The following is a 16,269-nucleotide window of genomic DNA, read 5'->3' on the forward strand; positions in this document are numbered from 1 at the left end:
TCTAATAGTCAACATTCCGCATTTGCTTGAATCGGGCAGAAATCAACATTGAGTACGAAGGGGATTGAGGAGAGCCGATGCGACTGACCCAGCATTCAAACTACGCCATGCGGTTGCTGATGTATTGTGCGCTCAAGCCTGATCAGCCCATTCGCCTCGCTGAAATCGCCGATGCCTATGATATTTCGGGCCATCACCTCAACAAGATAGCCCAGCGGCTGGCCCATGTCGGGGTCATTCACGCCATTCGAGGCCGCAATGGGGGCATCCGCCTTGCAAAGAATCCCGCCGACATCAACGTCGGACAAATCTTGCGTCAAACCGAAGAGAACCTGACAATTGTCGAGTGCTTTTCCGAAGAGACAAACACCTGCCCTCTGATCAACGAATGCCGGTTCCGCGTCCTGTTGCAGGACGCACTAGCCGCCTTCCTCAAAGTGCTCGATGCTCATACGCTCGAAGATCTGATCGCACACCCCGAATGTCTGAAACCGCTGCTGGGTTTGAATACGCAGTTGAGCGACTTAACGAAGATTCACCAGCCCCAGTGCAGCTGAATGATCCGTCGCCCCTATCCGTCGCTGAGCAACGCTGAACAGACGCGCAGCGGGTCTTCGCTCGAGGAAGAGCGCGGCAGAGCACTTCTCAATGGTCCAAACCATTCACAATCGAACGGCGCTCAGTGTGATGAAGAAAGTCTCCAAGCGCATCCGCCAGCTTGCGCGCCAAAGCCTTCTGACCGCAGTCGCGCGATATCGTCGCAATGAGCCCCTGTCGGCTGGCAATCCAACCCGGCATCAGGTCGACAAGCGTTCCATCTGCAACGGCCTGATCGATAGCAACATCCGGCAGCACTGCAAATCCGGCATCCGCTTCGACCAGTTCACTGATCATCGCGCTGTTGTTGACCACGAGATGACGGCGCGCCCTTATCTGAGTGGTTTGGACTGACACGCGCCGACGCATCAACAGCTTCGATGAGACCAGAGGTTGCCTGATCCAGTCGTGCTCTGACAATTGCGATGCGGATCTCAAGGCCAGGGCCAGCGAGGTTGAGCCGATCAGGCGGCTTTCCACCTCCTTTAGCAAATGCGCTTGTTTCTGTTTGCTGTCGAGTGGAGCCAAACGAAGAGAGAGGTCAAATCCGTCAATCTGATTGGGTTTGATCTCGTCATCGAACGAAAGCTCAAGTTTGATGTCTGGATGGTCCGCTTGAAAGCGGCTCATGAATTTAGCGAGTGGGGCACAAGCCAAGCTGCATTGCACCCATACCCGCAATATGCCTTCCTCATGGGCATGATGCGGAGCGATGTTGCCCAGCCCCTCTCGAAAGCCATCGAGCAACATGGAACTGGTTTCGAAGAACTGCTCTCCCGCTTCTGTAAGGGTCGGCTTTTGCTGGGTGCGATGGAGCAATTGCACACCAAGGCGGGCTTCGAGATCGGTGATCATTTGACTGACCAGAGGAGCTGACATGTCGAGTGTCTTGGCAGCAGCCCGAAAACTGCCATGCTGCACGACCGAGGCAAAAACCGCGGCTGGGCGGAGAAGATCGATTTGATGGCGCATATGATTTAATCGTCCACTGGAGCGTTTGCACAACCGACCGGTGAACCAAACAGACCGACGACCGGACGGAAAAAACGCCTGTTTCAAGGAAGCGGAGCAGACCACATGATCGGCTGCATTCTGCGTCTGCCCTCGCGCACGGGAGCGCAACTATAGGTGATTAAGATCGGATATGTGCCAGAGGAAAAGAGCAAAGTAAAAGAGCAAAATTTTTCCAAAACGGCGGTGGCTCAGCTGGCCCTGATTCAAGAAAGCTTTGGTCTCCAGCGGGCACCAAATGACAGCCAAAGCGCCGCGCAGTCTTGGTTGCTTTTGCTGAGCGCTTGCGAGAGCCGAGGAGTGTTTCATCAACAAACAAATGATATCCCCAGAGAATTTCTCCACTGCGTTGACCAGAAAGGTCAGGATCCTTGATGCCCCCCTCGCGCCAGTAGCAGACACCACAGCGTCAAAGCCTCACGAAGCCGCCATTGGCCTCACTTCTGCTCGCAAGCGCCAACACAACTGTGAAAAACAGTCTGGACCAATGACTAATGCTAATTGGGGTGGTGACCTAGAGTGCATTGCCGTCTAAAGTCTCGCCTGCATCCTATTGAGCATTGATTTCATGCAAGATTTTTGTCTTGCAATTGTGTTTTTGACAAAGTCGACAAATTGTCGTTGAAGCCGACTCTGGTCGCGTGACGCATAAAGAATGGACAAAGAGCCATGCGCATTCTGGTTCTAGGGGGGTACGGCCTCATCGGATCGGAAATTTGCCGGTCACTGTTGAAGGCAGGGCACGAGGTGGTCAGCCTATCGCGCTCGCCCAAGGCTGCTGCACGCCTTCTGCCGCAGGTCGAATGGCACACCGGCGACATGCGGCGCATGCTCAATCACGCCGAATGGACCCATTTGCTTGATGACGTGGATGCGGTGGTCAATGCGGCCAGTGCTCTTCAGGACGGTCTGATGATCGATCTTGACGCCGTGCATCATCTCTCCGTCAAAGCCTGTCTTGAAGCCTGCGAGTTACGCGGCATTGTCCGGTTCGTCCAGATCTCCTCCACCGGAGCTGAACCCAATGCACCCACCGCCTTCATGCGTACCAAGGCGGCTGGCGATGACGTGGTTATGGATTCCTCGATTGACTGGGTTATTCTCAGGCCCGGGCTGGTGCTTGCCCCATCGGCCTATTCCGGTACAGCGCTGATGCGGCTGCTCGCCGGGTTTCCAATCTTTCAGCCTCTGGTCATGTCGGATCGGCGCTTGCAGACCGTGCATGTCGATGAATTGACCGAAGCGGCGCTGATGGCTGTCGAGGGGCGAATACCGGCGCATGCTGATATCGATCTTGTCGAAGCCGAGAGCCACACCTTCGAAGACCTCGTCGCGGGCATGCGCAACTGGCTTGGCTTTTCACCTGCAGTGCGCACAATCCGCCTTGGCGAGGGCGGCAGCCGGATTGTCAGCCTTGTTGCCAACGGCCTTGGCCATCTTGGTTGGCGGTCACCCTTGCGCTCGACGGCGCTGCAAGTGCTTGAGGGGCACGTGAATGGCGACCCGGCACTCTGGCATTCCATCTCCGGTCGCTATTGTCGCCCCTATGAGGAAACGCTCAACATGATGCCGAGCACCACGCAGGAGCGATGGTTCTCGAAACTGGCACTGATGTTGCCATTGCTGGTTCTTGTTCTCTCGCTCTTCTGGTTGATGACGGGGATCATAACGCTGTTTCAAATGCAGGAAGCCACCACCCTTCTTGAAGGGTCGGGAACGACGCTCCTGCAATCCCAGTTCATGCTGGCCAGCGCGGCGTTGATTGATATCGCGCTGGGCATTGCAATCCTGTTCAGAAATCTCGCCAGCAAGGTTTGCATGGCTATGGTTCTGATGACGCTCATCTATTTGGGTACGGCAACGTTTCTTGTTCCGGATCTCTGGATTGATCCGCTCGGTGCGCTACTCAAGGCTGTGCCTGCGATGATGCTCGCAATCCTCACGCGCAGCCTGATCACCGGTCACTAGACTTCATTTATCTTTCTCCGTTTTCACACAGCTTGCCCTCAAAGCGCGCAATCGCTAGGGTCTGTTCGGAGTCGTTCGGCATGCTGAATGCGGCGCGCGTAGTAAACCTTGGGGAGCCTTCCAAATGGCCGTTCTTGTAGAAGTAACCCGCGGAATGCGGGTGGAAAGTTGGCACTTGGGTGCAATTGCCGTTGTGGATGATGCGGGCAATCTGGTCGCTTCCATCGGTGATATCGAAAGCCCCGTCTTTGGGCGCTCGGCGATCAAGGGGCTGCAGGCATTGCCATTTGTCGAATCCGGCGCTGTCGAAGCCTTTAAACTGGATGACAAGGCGATTTCGGTTGCCTGTGCGTCCCACAACGGCGAGCCTGTCCACGTGGAGACCGTAAAAGCAATGCTTGCCGCTTGCGGTCTCGATGAAGGGGCTCTTGAATGCGGTGCCCAGATGCCCGAGCTGAAAGAGGATCAGGCCCGGTTGCACAAGGCGGGCCTTGAGCCATCGCCACTCCACAACAATTGCTCGGGCAAACATGCCGGCTTTCTGTGCTTTGCTCAGGCTGCCGGATTTGATCCAGCCGGATATGTAGGCTACGAGCATCCAGTGCAGCGCGAGGTCCGCGCGGTCTATGAGCAAATGACAGGCTGGCCACTCGGAGGCGAAAGCGGTCACGATCTGTGCGGCATTGATGGCTGCTCAATTCCTACCTATGCGACACCCTTGCAGAATATGGCCCACGCTTTCGCGCGCTTTGGCACAGGCAATGGCCTTGATGCGAAGCGAGCGGAAGCTGCCTCGCGTCTACGAAAGGCAGTGGCCGCCGAACCTTATATGGTGGCAGGAAAGAAGCGCTTTTGTACCTCTATCATGGAGATCTTCGGCGAGCGTGCGTTCGTTAAAACCGGTGCAGAAGGGGTTTTCTGCGCCAGTTTGCCTGAACAGGGGCTGGGCGTTGCCATCAAATGCTGGGACGGGGCATCACGAGCCTCGGAAGTCATGATGGCGGCGGTGATTGATGCCTTTTTGCCCATGAGCGAAGGAGAGGCTGTTGCCATGGAGGATTTGCGCGCGCCCAAACTGAAAAACCGCAAGGGCCTGCATGTTGGCGATATCAAGCTTGTCGACGGAGCGCTGTCTCACCTGATGCAGAGAAAAACCGTCTGACCACACGCTTTCGTCAGATCATCAGGTAGTTGTCTCGGAAGTTATCCTGAATGTTTTCATAGACGTTGGCATGCGTGAGAGCATCGAGAAAGTCTTGCTTGTGAATGTTAGGCAGCGGCAGTCCGAGCAGCGGATGCAGGATCGCATCAACATCATGCGGCAAAAAGGGCTTGTGCAGAAAACCCGCCAGTCCGGCAAAAAGGGCATCTTCCTGAAGCTTCGGATCCTTGGTTGCCGTGATGAGCACGATGCTGCTGTCTGGCAAGCTCTTTAGCATCTCTTTGGCCGCATCCAGACCATTCAGACCGGGCATCGAATAGTCGATGAACAGAAAGTGGAACGGGATCGTTTTGCAAAGAGCGACGGCCATCTTGCCCGAGGCCGCCTCAGAGAGCGTCATCTGAAAGGAGCTCTCTTCCAGCACCTTGAAAATGACCCGGCGAGTCACTCTCGAATCATCGACGATCAGCACAGGATAGTTGTCATCCTGAAACCCAAGGCGCCGCACAAGCCGCTCCATGTCTTCGCTGGCATAGGGTTTTAAAATGCAGTCATAAAAGCCAAGCAGTTTGGCTTTCTCAACCATCTCCAGATCATATTCTTCAGATGTCAGCACACAAAGCGGCGGAGACTTAAGCTCCTTGATCTTGGCAACGAGCGAAAAGCAATCGGTATCCAGAAAGGCAACATTTATAAAACAGAGGTTGTGCGCGCCATTACCTAGCGCGTCGAGACATGCCTCGCCGCTGTTGGCTTGATGGACCATGACATTCGGGTTAGCGCTCTTCAATGCAGTGCTAAGCGCCGACGCATCATCGGCATCCGGGTTCGCTATAAGAAAAGATTTGGCATCTGACTGCATTGAAACTTGATCCCCACTTCAAGTTCAAATTAATTCAAAAACTCGACGATTTTATACAACCTGAAGAAAATCGAACATCCTTCAGGTAAAGGAATGTATCGGCTTTTCAACGAGAATTTTTTTTGACGTTTACCCATATACCCTCGTTGCGCTTTACGGCAAGAGGGGGCTTGACCTTAAATCAAATGCATAATTACCAATGCAGTAATTATGTCATAAGAAAAGTAGTCTCTACAACTTAATGAAAATTCTGAAATATTACGTAAATATGGGCGCTTTGTGCAAGCGCCCATAAAGTTCGATCTGGCCTGCGGCCCTTCACATCAGTGGGGATATGGACAGCAAAAGATCAGACGTCCTTGAACCCGTCAATTAGGCGTCTCATCACGCGGTCGACTGCAACCGATGCGGGCAAGGTGCCAGACCTGACCGATTGTTCAACCTGATGCAGCATTCGGCCAACGCCTTCGCTCTCCTTGAGCAAAGACATCATCCGGTAATCAAGCATGGACCACATCCAGCGTACTTGCTGGCCGCTCCTCTTGGCATCGAGCTCGCCTGTTTTGCCCAGCTTTTGCTGGTGATCTTCGACGCGTGACCACATTTTATCAAGGCTTTCGTTCGCCAGACCGGACACCGTGATGACCGGTGGCGTCCAGTTCTGACTGATCGGTGTCATGATATGAAGGGCTGCTCGATACTGGGCAGCTGCCTTTCTGGCGCGAGCCCAGTTATCTCCGTCCGCCTTGTTCACTGCAATCATGTCAGCGATTTCCAGAACGCCCTTCTTGATGCCCTGAAGTTCGTCCCCGGCACCGGGCAGCATCAGCACCAGAAAGAAGTCGACCATATCGGCAACGGTGGTTTCGGACTGGCCAATGCCCACGGTCTCAACGAGGATGACATCATATCCGGCTGCCTCGCAAAGAAACATGGTTTCGCGGGTTCTGGCTGCGACACCGCCAAGGGTGCCTGCGGACGGGGAGGGGCGAATGAAGGCATTGGGATCACCACAAAGCCGTTCCATACGGGTTTTGTCACCCAGAATCGAACCACCTGTACGCGTTGAGGAAGGATCAACGGCGAGAACAGCCACTTTCTTGCCCGCATTGGTCAGGTTGGTGCCTAATTGATCGATCGTCGTGGATTTCCCGACCCCCGGTACACCGGTGATGCCGACGCGATGCGCCTTGCCACTGTAGGGCAGAAGTTTGGTCAGTAGATCATGGGCAACGACCCTGTGGGCTGCCTTGCGGCTTTCCACAAGCGTAATCGCCCGGGCGAGGGCAGCACGGTTTCCTTCGAGAATTTTTTCGGCAAGTTCGTCGGCAGTGAGATTTGCAGGTACCATGATCATCCTTGGCCCGCAGGTCGCAGGCCCTTGTGTTCGGTCTTTCGTGAAAGCGCCCCGGCCTGCTTGGCAAGACTGATGGACGCGAGGCGCGCCGCCTCATTGATCTCATGGGCCTTGTCTAAACCATTCTGGACATTTTGTCTGCCTGCCCAAATGGAGATGCACAACAAGGCTTCCATGACGTTAGTTAATATCGCAAGTAAGGGTTTGTAAGTCAGTAGGTCACCGGAACTGAAACCGTGTCTTGCTCAGGGTCGGGGGGAGTGATTTCCTCATCACTACGGCACACACTGCCTGATCGCGGCTGAAGGCGTCCGTTCTTCACCTCGATTTTGTAGGGCTCGAACACCAGCTCTCCGGTGGTTCCACCATTGCCCGGTGCTGATAGCTCCGCCCGAAAGCGCAGCATATTGTCCGCCAGACCAAAGGATGGGACGTCCGGGAGCTTGTTGACAAAGGCCTCAGCCACGATCTGTCCACTATTTTTGTCGGTCAAAGACAAATGGAAGCCATCGCACCAACTGGCCGGAACCTCGCCTTCCAGCACCATGTCGCCACCGATATCTGCATCGGAGCGCAATCCGGCCAGATTGACACTCGCTGTCGAGAAACCGGAGGCATAGTGCCGTGAGGCCATCATGGCCTCTCCCCCGAACATGTCGGCGAACCGGGGGGCCAGAGACGGGGCAAAGATCGCTGCAGGAACATAGACGTCATAGGCACCATCGGCCTCGGCACCCAGAAGGCCGGGATTGAAATGGAACTTCAGTCCTGCAATTTGACCGTTTTGCCGTGATGGGACCAGCGTGAAGGTGCTCAGGAAGTCAAGATCCGGGCGCATGTTGCTCAGCCAAGAATCCTGCTGCGGTGTGACTTGTGTTCCCAGCCTGATGGATTTCTGGCGCACGATATCCGCCTGAATATAGGCGGTCAGCAACTGGGCAACCGAATTCAGGGCGTTGTTAGTCTCGTTCCGGAATAGATCCGCAAGTCCGAACGCAGACCGGCTTGTGAGGTCATAATTGAAGCTTAGAAGCGTTTTGGGGAAGCCGACGTCCCCCAGACTGCGCTGTTCTTCAAGATAGAGCGAGATGTAGTTCGATGAAGCGAACTGGTCTTCGACTCTGCCGGTGATCACGAGCGAAGGGCGCTCGACGGCTTCAATTTCTTTTCCGGAAGGCGCGTTCGCTGTTTGCGCCTCTGTGGCCTCGGCTGCGCGTTCCGTGCGCATTTCCTGCCAACTGATCAGGGCTCGCTGCTCGAGGATGTCGCGCAGATAACGGCTAAGAGACGGATTGCCAACGATTGCATTGGGCATCAAATAGGTGATCGATGCATCGCTCGCATACAGAAGGAAAGGGCGCTGTTCTGTATAAAGCACAGAGAGGCTCTGCCGCAGAACTGGCCTGTGGCTCGAAGGGGGCCGCGCATCGTCTTCTGCTTGGTTGGATGCAGAAGGAGACGCGTCAGGCGCGTCGAGCGCTTCTGATCCAATTTCAGACGGAGCTGCGGGCTCACTGGGCTTTGTTTCCTGATCGACAGCCGGTGCAGTAATTGGATCCATAACTGGCGGCACTGCTGGAGCCGTCTCGCCCGTTGGTGCCGTGCCATCGCCTTCTGGCAGGGAGGACGGTACATTGGGCAGTACGGGCGTTGTCAAAGCCGACGGCATACTCTTGTTCAATGTATCGACTGGCTCTTCCGTGTTCTGGCCCGAAGTGTCTGTCGATTGAGTGGTCTGGGCCATCGTCGGAACGGGATTGAACATAGGCGACAACATGGAACCCGGCGCCGAGAATATCGTGAAGCCCTCATTATTCTGGCTATAATCGAACAAGATAGGGTCGCGAAAGCCCGGCTCAACATCCCGCACGATAGGTGGCAGATCGAGAATTGAGACCGGCGTGTTCACTTGCAAGGTAGCTCCGGGCAACACCGGAACCACACGAACAGGAAGATATGGATCCTGTGCCAGAACTGGCGCAGCCAGCAAACCGGACGAAAGCCAAAGAGCACCAATTCCAGATCTAGCCGATAAAAGACGCAAGGCCTTTCGATGGCTTGTCTTAAGGGACATGATTGCGGACTTGGTCACGATTCTGGTCTTTCAGGGAAGTTTTGAGGCTGGACAGAATTGTCGGACTTTGCGGCGAAACAATGAAGCTGGGATTCGATTTGAGAAGATCAGGGCACCCAGAGAATGCGTTGCAGAGTGGCTCGATCCAGCTCCGAAGAGGGGGCAAGTCTGTCGAACGGTCCATCAAACTCCGCAATGGCGAAAACCAGCTTGATCTTTTCGGAGTTTCGGGCGTCGCAAATCGCCATGCCGCGCCACAATTTTGTACCCACCCGGCAGGATCTGCGTGACAATCCTGATTGGGCAAAGGTCATGCCGAGGCGCTCGCCGTTCGGCCCCGCCACGGCGTCACCAACGCCGTGCACGACCCCGATCTTGCCGTTTTCACCCTTGAATATCTGGGCGATCTGCAGGCCATCAAGAAAGGCCGCATAGGTCCATTGCGTCCCGGTTTCGCCCGCGGTTTGAATTGTCTCGATTTCGAAACCCGGCATCGCCTCGCCGATGGATTTGGGGCCGTAGCGGGTTTCTGGTGTCAAATTGGAAATACCAGCATCCGAGATGACCAGCACCGCCTGCGGCGGAGGGGCCCCACCGGGGCCGACCAGACGCCCTGTCGGGCTGCTACAGCTAGAGAGCAGAAAAGCCGCGGCGACCAATGCAGTAAGACGCAACACAAACAGACGCCATTGAGTGAATAATCCGCGCAATAGAAATTCCTGAATTTGAGAACAAAACCAACCGACTGGCGAATGGATGTCACATGCGCCAGATCAATCCTTATCAGATTCGATGAGCAGGGCCACCCAACCGCAAATTTTGCCTGGCATCCCCCTGTTTGATTAAAAAGTTATCATTTCCACTCGGCAAGGAAAAGTAGTCGTTCGTGACTAAATGGGGAAAAGCCTTTTTTAAAAGGCACAGATTGGATCCTGTGGTTCTGGCTGAGCGCGGTCGGAACAGACAAGCACAAGAAAGCCTCCGGTGTGCCTTCGAAGGACGATCCACCAGCAACGGCCCGTTCTTGAAATGATTAGAGCCGACAATTAGCCGGCTCTTTTCGCATCACGTCAAACCGCTCCACACTGCCTATTCAGCAAGCGCTGCCAAAACACGCGCCCAGGACCGAATGCCGCGGTGATAGCTCTCGATGTTATATTTCTCGTTGGGCGAATGGATGTTGTCATCGTCAAGTCCGAAGCCAATCAGCAGGGAATCCATCTCCAAAATGCTTTTGAACTCGCCAACAATCGGAATTGAGCCACCCATACCCATCGGGATGGGTGCCTTGCCCCATTCGTCCTGAAGCGCCTTGGCCCCCTGTTTGAGAGGAGCAAAGTCGGGCGACAGGCTGTGAGCCGGGCTGGCCCCGTGCTCGGCAAAATCAACCGAACAATCGGCCGGGACACGAGCCTTGATGAACGCACGCAGGTTTTTGCGGATCGCATGGGGATCCTGCTGCCCTACAAGGCGGCAGGAAAGCTTGGCGGATGCCTTGGATGCGATCACTGTTTTGAAGCCATCTCCGGTATACCCGCCGGTAATGCCGTTGAACTCGCAGGTCGGGCGGGCACTGATCTGTTCGTAGATCGAATAGCCGGTTTCCCCGGTCGGAATCGATAGCCCGACATTGCCCAAAAAGGCGTCGCCATCAAAAGGCAGAGAATCCCATTGAGCCTTGACCTCGGGGGACAGCTCGGGGACGCCGTCATAAAAATCAGGGATCTGCACACGGCCGTTCTCATCATGAAGATCGGCAAGAATGCGCGCCAGCACCCGGATCGGGTTGGCTGCCGGTCCGCCGTAGGAGCCGGAATGCAGGTCACGATCCGCCGCCGTGATGGTGATCTCTTCACCCACCAAACCACGCAGCATGGTGGTTATGGCCGGGGTTTCGGGATCAAACATGGTGGTATCGCAAACGAGCGCCAGATCCTTGGACAGTTCTGACTTGTTGGCCTCAAGGAATGGCAACAGGCTACCCGAGCCGCTCTCTTCTTCGCCTTCAAGCAGGATCGAGACTTTGACCGGCAGGCTGCCTTTGACGGCCTTATAGGCGCGGCAGGCCTCAAGAAAGGTCAGCAGCTGGCCCTTGTCGTCGGATGTGCCGCGTCCGGTCATCATCTTGACGCCGTCTTTTTCGATGATGGCAGGCCCAAACGGATCGCTGTTCCAAAGTTCGAGCGGATCCACCGGCTGTACGTCATAGTGGCCATAGAAGAGAACATCTGGCCCCGGTTTTTCGCCTTCATCCCCGTCATGTCCGACAACCATGGGATGGCCGGAGGTTTCGCGAACCGAACCGTCAAAACCGATGTCCTGCAGCGACGCGGCGAGCCATTCTGCAGCCTTGCGGCAGTCATCCTTGAACGCAGCGTCGGTTGAAATGGATTTGAACCGCACAAGGGCTTCCATTCGGGCAAGGGAAGCATCAATATTGGCGTCGATATGCGCCAGAACATCATCAATCTGGGTCATGGAGTCCTCTTCCGGGGGAGATTGAACGCGACAGTGGTCGGTTTGGGCAAGGCTATCAGCTTCCAAGCTCACAGACCAGAGGCCCAAAGGCCTTCTGCACACGCGCCAACCGGATAGGAACCAAGAGCCGGTGCCTTACAGATACACCATTTCCTCTTCAGCGCTTTTGCCCGACCGGCCCGTGATTTTTACGGCCACCAAACCATCTTCATGATCGGCATCGCTTTGAGATCGGGTTTGTGTCTGGGGCTTTTGTCCGACATTGGCTGCACTTTGAGCGGTTTCAGACAACGATGGCTCTGATTGGCTGTTGGAGCGGGGGGCGCCATTTGGTCGCGGCTGCCGCTCATTGTCCAGATCATCGCCCCAGGCCTTGAGGTCTTTGGCAAGCTCCGAGCTATCAGGCTCTGAAGAGGGGGGCGACGATATCTCAGCCGCTGCTGTGCTGGTTCCTGATTGCCTACCCCGCGACGTCGCGTTGCCTTTGCGGGGCATCGTGGCCTCGGGGCTATCTTTCGGCTCCGGCGGAGCAGGGGCTTCCTGCTCGCGCTTGGCCATGATTTTCGGAGCGGACCAGCCCAACTCTTCATCGCTCTTGGGAATGTATCGGGTAGCCAGTTCCAGATGCTTGCGGACCGTATCGGTGGAGGCAGGCAAAATAATCAGCGACGCAAATCCGAGATTGCGCGCGTTGATGACGTCTTGGGTGGTCGCCCGTTTGGAGCAAAGAACAAGACAAATGCCCCGACCTCCGGCAAATTCCACATTGCGGGCCGGAATGAGCACACTGGCAATCCCCTTGGGACCATAGGCTTCATCAACGAAAACAACATCGACCTGCCCGGACCCCACCGTTGCCGAAGCCTGCTCGATTTCGGACATGGAAAGTGGGTGATTGATGCCGCAGTTCTTGAGTAATTCCGCCCACAACTGGCGATCATGTTTGCGCTGGGCAAGCACGAGAACGGATAGATCTTTGATCGGTTTCAAGCGGCGCGACAATATGGCCTCACTCAAGACTTTGGCTGAAATCGATCGAATCACTGATTAATTTCGGCCTATTTCCCCCAACTGCTGGCCTATTTTAGCCAAACAGAACTAAAAAGGACCAACCTTTTTGCAAGGTTGGCCCATTGTGGATTGGAATTCCTTGTAATCGGTAAATATTCACTTTCCAAACGCGTTGGGGTTAAAAATTCGTAGCGGAATGCTACCGACCGCTTTTGAGGCTGCCCAGAATGCCGCGCACAAGCGCTTTTCCCAAAGAGGTGGCAACAGAGCGGGCGATCGATTTCATTGCAGTCTCCGCTACTGTCTGACGATTGGAGCGGCGTCTTGAGGCCTTCTTGCGTGCCGTTCGTGTTGGCCTGTCGTCACGATCAAAATCTGGCAGTGTAAAACCGGTCCGGCTTTTCTTTGGGCGACCACGTGCTTCGCGTTGGCGATCTTCTTCCTTGCGCTCTTGAGCTTCGCGTTTTGCCTTCTGTTCGGCCTGTTCTTTGAGCACTTCGTAGGCGCTTTCGCGGTCAACAACCTTGTCATACAGCCCAAACACAGGGCTGTTGGCAATCACATCGCGCCGTTCCGCCTCGCTCAGAGGGCCGATGCGCGAGCTTGGCGGGCGAATGAGTGTTCTTTGAACAATCGAGGGCACACCCTTTTTCATCAGGGTCGAGACGAGCGCTTCACCCACTCCCATCTCCATGATCACCTGCCGGGTGTCGAGCGCTGGATTGGGTCGGAAGGTATCCGCCGCCACCTTTACGGCCTTCTGGTCGCGCGGCGTGAAGGCGCGCAATGCATGCTGCACTCTGTTGCCAAGCTGGGACAGGACGCCATCGGGCACATCAAGCGGGTTCTGGGTGACAAAATAGACGCCAACCCCCTTGGACCGGATCAATTTGACCACCTGTTCTACCTTGTCGACCAGCACCTTGGGAGCATCTTCAAACAAGAGGTGCGCCTCATCAAAGAAGAAGACAAGACGCGGTTGGTCGAGGTCGCCGACTTCGGGCAATTCCTCGAACAGTTCGGACAGCAGCCAGAGCAAAAAGGTGGCATAGAGGCGAGGGGACTGCATCAGCTTATCGGCGGCCAGAATCGAGACCACGCCGCGCCCGTCACGCGTTGTGCGCATCAGATCGAGAATATCGAGCGCCGTCTCACCAAAGAATTGTTCCGCACCCTGTTGTTCCAGAACCAAAAGATCACGCTGGATCGCGCCAATCGAGGCTGTCGAGATGTTGCCATATTCAGCCGAGAGTTCCTTGCGCCGCTCTTCCATGTTCACCAGCAGCGCTCTGAGGTCCTTCAGATCGAGCAGCAGCATGCCCTCATCATCGGCGAGCTTGAAGGCAATGTTGAGAATGCCCTCTTGCGTATCGTTCAAACCGAGAAGACGGGCGAGCAACAATGGCCCCATGTCCGTGATGGTGGTGCGGACGGGATGCCCTTGCTCGCCGAACAGATCCCAGAAGATGGTCGGAACAGAATCGAAGCTGTAATCGTCAGAAAAGCCGATCTGCTCGGCGCGTTTGGCAAGAAAGTCCTTGGGTTCGCCTTTGGCGGCAAGGCCGGAAAGATCGCCTTTGACGTCCGCACAGAAAACCGGGACTCCGGCACTGGAAAAGCCTTCCGTCAGAATCTGCAAGGAGACGGTCTTGCCGGTGCCGGTTGCCCCTGTGATCAAGCCATGGCGATTGGCCCGCTTGAGATTGAGATATTCCCCCTGGCTGGTTTCCTGACCGTCACTATCCTTCAAAAAGGAAGTGCCCAGATAAATTTCACCGTCCTTAAACATGGTGACCCCGTATCCCGTGTTGTGTGCATCTATCGACTTGATCCCGAATGCATGACAGCCTCGTCGATCTGTTCAGTTTGCATTCATTCCCGCCGCGCTACGTCTTGCTGCATACTCCGGCAGATCACCATCATCCGGAATCATTTTTACGACCGTTGTCAAAAGGCTGCAACCGACTTGAAGAATACTCAGCCAATAGTATGCATTCAGCAAACAAGCTGAGCCTTGTCATGGTTCGCTGGCTGTGCAAGTTTACGCCAGCGTAAGGATGGCAAAAACGCCACGGATCGCAACAGATCGAATTGGGAGACACAAATGGATCAAATCATCGCACGCATCGCTTCTGCAGCCGGAATCTCGGAAGAACTCGCAAAACAGGCCGTAGAAATCATTCTCAACTTTTTGGCCAAGGAAGGGCCGCAGGACAAGGTTCAGATGATCGTTGATGCGTTGGGAGCAAACCAACTGGTCGACACGTCTTCCGCCGATGTCGGTGGTGGTCTTTTGGGCGGCATGCTTGGTTCAATGGGCGGCATGGGGTCGGCAATGGCCGCTCTGAATGAACTGACTAGCGCTGGCCTCAGCATGGGTGAGGTCAAAACGGTTGCGCGTGAAATGATCGACGTCGCCAAAGAGAATACAGACGAGCAGGCGGTCGATGATGTCATCAACTCTGTACCTGCGCTCAATCAGATATTGTAAATCTGATCAATGCGGCTCTTGCGGGCAATGCGGATTTGTAACACTCTGTTAACGCTCAACCAACAAGACGTGTAAGTCAGGACGCTTGGCTCCCTGACCGGTTGGTACCATCATGGAGGAACACGATGTCATCTTATCCAATTTCGAAAATCGAAGGTATTGGGCCGTCCTATGCTGAGAAACTCAAGAAAGTGGGAATCAGCAACACCAAAGCATATCTGGCAAGAGCCAAGGATCCTGCGGGTCGCAAGGCGCTGGAAGAAGAAACCGGAATTGAACACGCGCGCATTCTGAAATGGGCCAACATGTCCGATCTGATGCGGATCAAGGGTGTGGGGGAGAAATTTTCCGAACTGCTGGAAGCCGCCGGGGTTGATACCGTCAAGGAATTGCGCAATCGCAATGCGGAAAACCTCACCAAGGCAATGAAGGAAGCCAACGACCAGAAGAAACTCGTTCGTCAGGTCCCTGCCCAGAGCAATGTGGAAAAATGGGTGGCGCAGGCCAAAGATCTCACGCCTATGATGACCTACTAGCAGTGGTTGGCGTCTGCCAGTCGCGCCCAGAAAACACAAAGCCAGCGCAAGCGCTGGCTTTTTCTTCTATCTGAAATAAACCTCCACCTCCGGTGGAGGACTGGACAGGTTCTACATTTTCAGTAAGAGACCTCCTCACTTGAACCATTGGCGTGGTTTTAAGAAAGCAAGCGAGGAGGTTTTTATGGACAAAAATCACCTATCACACAGCACTTGGGACTGCAAATATCACGTGGTCTTCGGGTCCAAGTACCGCACCAAACGTCTCTACGGAGACTTGCGGCTTGAGTTGCGAGATCAATTTAGCAAAGTGGCATCCCAGAAAGGATGCCATATTGAGGAAGGGCATCTGATGCCTGACCATGTTCATATGTTGATCTCGATCCCACCCAAATATTCTGTGGCCCATATAGTGGGGTTCTTGAAAGGAAAAACGGCGCTTTACGTGGCAAACAAATATGCCCGGAAACGTCGTTACAAGGGATATCACTTTTGGGCACGTGGATACTTTGTCTCAACAACGGGCTATCAAGAGGAGGTCGTCAGACGCTATATCCGTAATCAGGAGAAGCAGGACAAGGCATCTGACTATGCCGATATGTTCAAGCCTAATTATTGAAACCTAACAAAACCACTTCTAGTGGTTCAAGCGAAGCGTCTCAAACCTCCCCCTCTGGGGGAGGTCATGACTTTGCAATATCAGCAGGCGAGGGGCCGCGAAC

General features: G+C 54.8%; 15 protein-coding genes. 7 read left to right on the plus strand and 8 right to left on the minus strand.

Translation table 11 applies throughout. The annotated features are described in order from the left end of the window. The first annotated feature begins 77 nt into the window (after positions 1-77). The gene (locus tag CPH65_RS14970; protein ID WP_096174536.1) at positions 78-557 is read left to right on the plus strand and encodes an Rrf2 family transcriptional regulator; all 480 of its coding nucleotides are present in this window, start codon (positions 78-80) and stop codon (positions 555-557) included. Positions 558-645: 88 nt separating this feature from the next. Here the strand turns inward: CPH65_RS14970 and CPH65_RS14975 are convergent, their stop codons facing one another. Then, positions 646-1,569 (minus strand): LysR family transcriptional regulator, encoded by a 924-nt coding sequence (locus CPH65_RS14975; protein WP_096174539.1) that lies wholly within the window; start codon positions 1,567-1,569, stop codon positions 646-648. A gap of 156 nt (positions 1,570-1,725) precedes the next feature. On the opposite strand from CPH65_RS14975, the gene CPH65_RS23965 reads away from it, so the two are divergent. From CPH65_RS23965 to CPH65_RS14990, 3 genes are all read left to right on the plus strand, one after another. Next, the gene (locus CPH65_RS23965) at positions 1,726-1,983 is read left to right on the plus strand and encodes a hypothetical protein (RefSeq protein WP_157747718.1); all 258 of its coding nucleotides are present in this window, start codon (positions 1,726-1,728) and stop codon (positions 1,981-1,983) included. Between the two features lie 294 nt (positions 1,984-2,277). Next, positions 2,278-3,576: an SDR family oxidoreductase gene (locus tag CPH65_RS14985; protein ID WP_096174545.1), complete on the plus strand. Its 1,299-nt coding sequence runs from the start codon at positions 2,278-2,280 to the stop codon at positions 3,574-3,576. A 124-nt stretch (positions 3,577-3,700) separates the two neighbouring features. After that, complete coding sequence (locus tag CPH65_RS14990; RefSeq protein WP_096174548.1) at positions 3,701-4,738, plus strand: asparaginase; 1,038 nt, start codon at positions 3,701-3,703, stop codon at positions 4,736-4,738. 13 nt (positions 4,739-4,751) lie between these two features. Here the strand turns inward: CPH65_RS14990 and CPH65_RS14995 are convergent, their stop codons facing one another. The 7 genes from CPH65_RS14995 to CPH65_RS15030 form a co-directional block, all read right to left on the minus strand. Next, positions 4,752-5,600 carry a response regulator gene (locus CPH65_RS14995; protein ID WP_096174550.1) on the minus strand — a complete coding sequence of 283 codons (849 nt, stop codon included), beginning with the start codon at positions 5,598-5,600 and terminating at the stop codon, positions 4,752-4,754. Positions 5,601-5,949: 349 nt separating this feature from the next. Then, on the minus strand, positions 5,950-6,957 hold the full coding sequence (gene meaB / locus CPH65_RS15000) for a methylmalonyl Co-A mutase-associated GTPase MeaB (RefSeq protein ID WP_371359341.1): 1,008 nt from the start codon (positions 6,955-6,957) through the stop codon (positions 5,950-5,952). 211 nt (positions 6,958-7,168) lie between these two features. Beyond that, the gene (locus CPH65_RS15010; RefSeq protein WP_157747719.1) at positions 7,169-9,031 is read right to left on the minus strand and encodes a hypothetical protein; all 1,863 of its coding nucleotides are present in this window, start codon (positions 9,029-9,031) and stop codon (positions 7,169-7,171) included. A gap of 107 nt (positions 9,032-9,138) precedes the next feature. Next, complete coding sequence (locus tag CPH65_RS15015; protein ID WP_197703857.1) at positions 9,139-9,741, minus strand: DUF1131 family protein; 603 nt, start codon at positions 9,739-9,741, stop codon at positions 9,139-9,141. A gap of 379 nt (positions 9,742-10,120) precedes the next feature. Beyond that, a complete protein-coding gene (locus CPH65_RS15020; RefSeq protein WP_096176436.1) occupies positions 10,121-11,509 on the minus strand; it encodes a M20/M25/M40 family metallo-hydrolase in 1,389 nt (462 codons plus the stop codon). 135 nt (positions 11,510-11,644) lie between these two features. After that, positions 11,645-12,499: a hypothetical protein gene (locus CPH65_RS15025; RefSeq protein WP_157747720.1), complete on the minus strand. Its 855-nt coding sequence runs from the start codon at positions 12,497-12,499 to the stop codon at positions 11,645-11,647. Between the two features lie 220 nt (positions 12,500-12,719). Then, positions 12,720-14,309: a helicase HerA-like C-terminal domain-containing protein gene (locus CPH65_RS15030; RefSeq protein ID WP_096174560.1), complete on the minus strand. Its 1,590-nt coding sequence runs from the start codon at positions 14,307-14,309 to the stop codon at positions 12,720-12,722. A gap of 315 nt (positions 14,310-14,624) precedes the next feature. Between CPH65_RS15030 and CPH65_RS15035 the strand changes: the two genes are divergently transcribed. The 3 genes from CPH65_RS15035 (at position 14,625) to tnpA (ending at position 16,166) form a co-directional block, all read left to right on the plus strand. Next, positions 14,625-15,011: a hypothetical protein gene (locus tag CPH65_RS15035; protein ID WP_096174563.1), complete on the plus strand. Its 387-nt coding sequence runs from the start codon at positions 14,625-14,627 to the stop codon at positions 15,009-15,011. Positions 15,012-15,136: 125 nt separating this feature from the next. Beyond that, positions 15,137-15,547, plus strand: coding sequence for a DUF4332 domain-containing protein (locus tag CPH65_RS15040; protein WP_096174565.1), 411 nt, complete (start codon positions 15,137-15,139; stop codon positions 15,545-15,547). A 184-nt stretch (positions 15,548-15,731) separates the two neighbouring features. Continuing rightward, the gene (tnpA, locus tag CPH65_RS15045) at positions 15,732-16,166 is read left to right on the plus strand and encodes an IS200/IS605 family transposase (protein ID WP_096175682.1); all 435 of its coding nucleotides are present in this window, start codon (positions 15,732-15,734) and stop codon (positions 16,164-16,166) included. Positions 16,167-16,269 lie beyond the last annotated feature (103 nt).

The organism is Cohaesibacter sp. ES.047, from assembly GCF_900215505.1.
Taxonomy (GTDB): domain Bacteria; phylum Pseudomonadota; class Alphaproteobacteria; order Rhizobiales; family Cohaesibacteraceae; genus Cohaesibacter.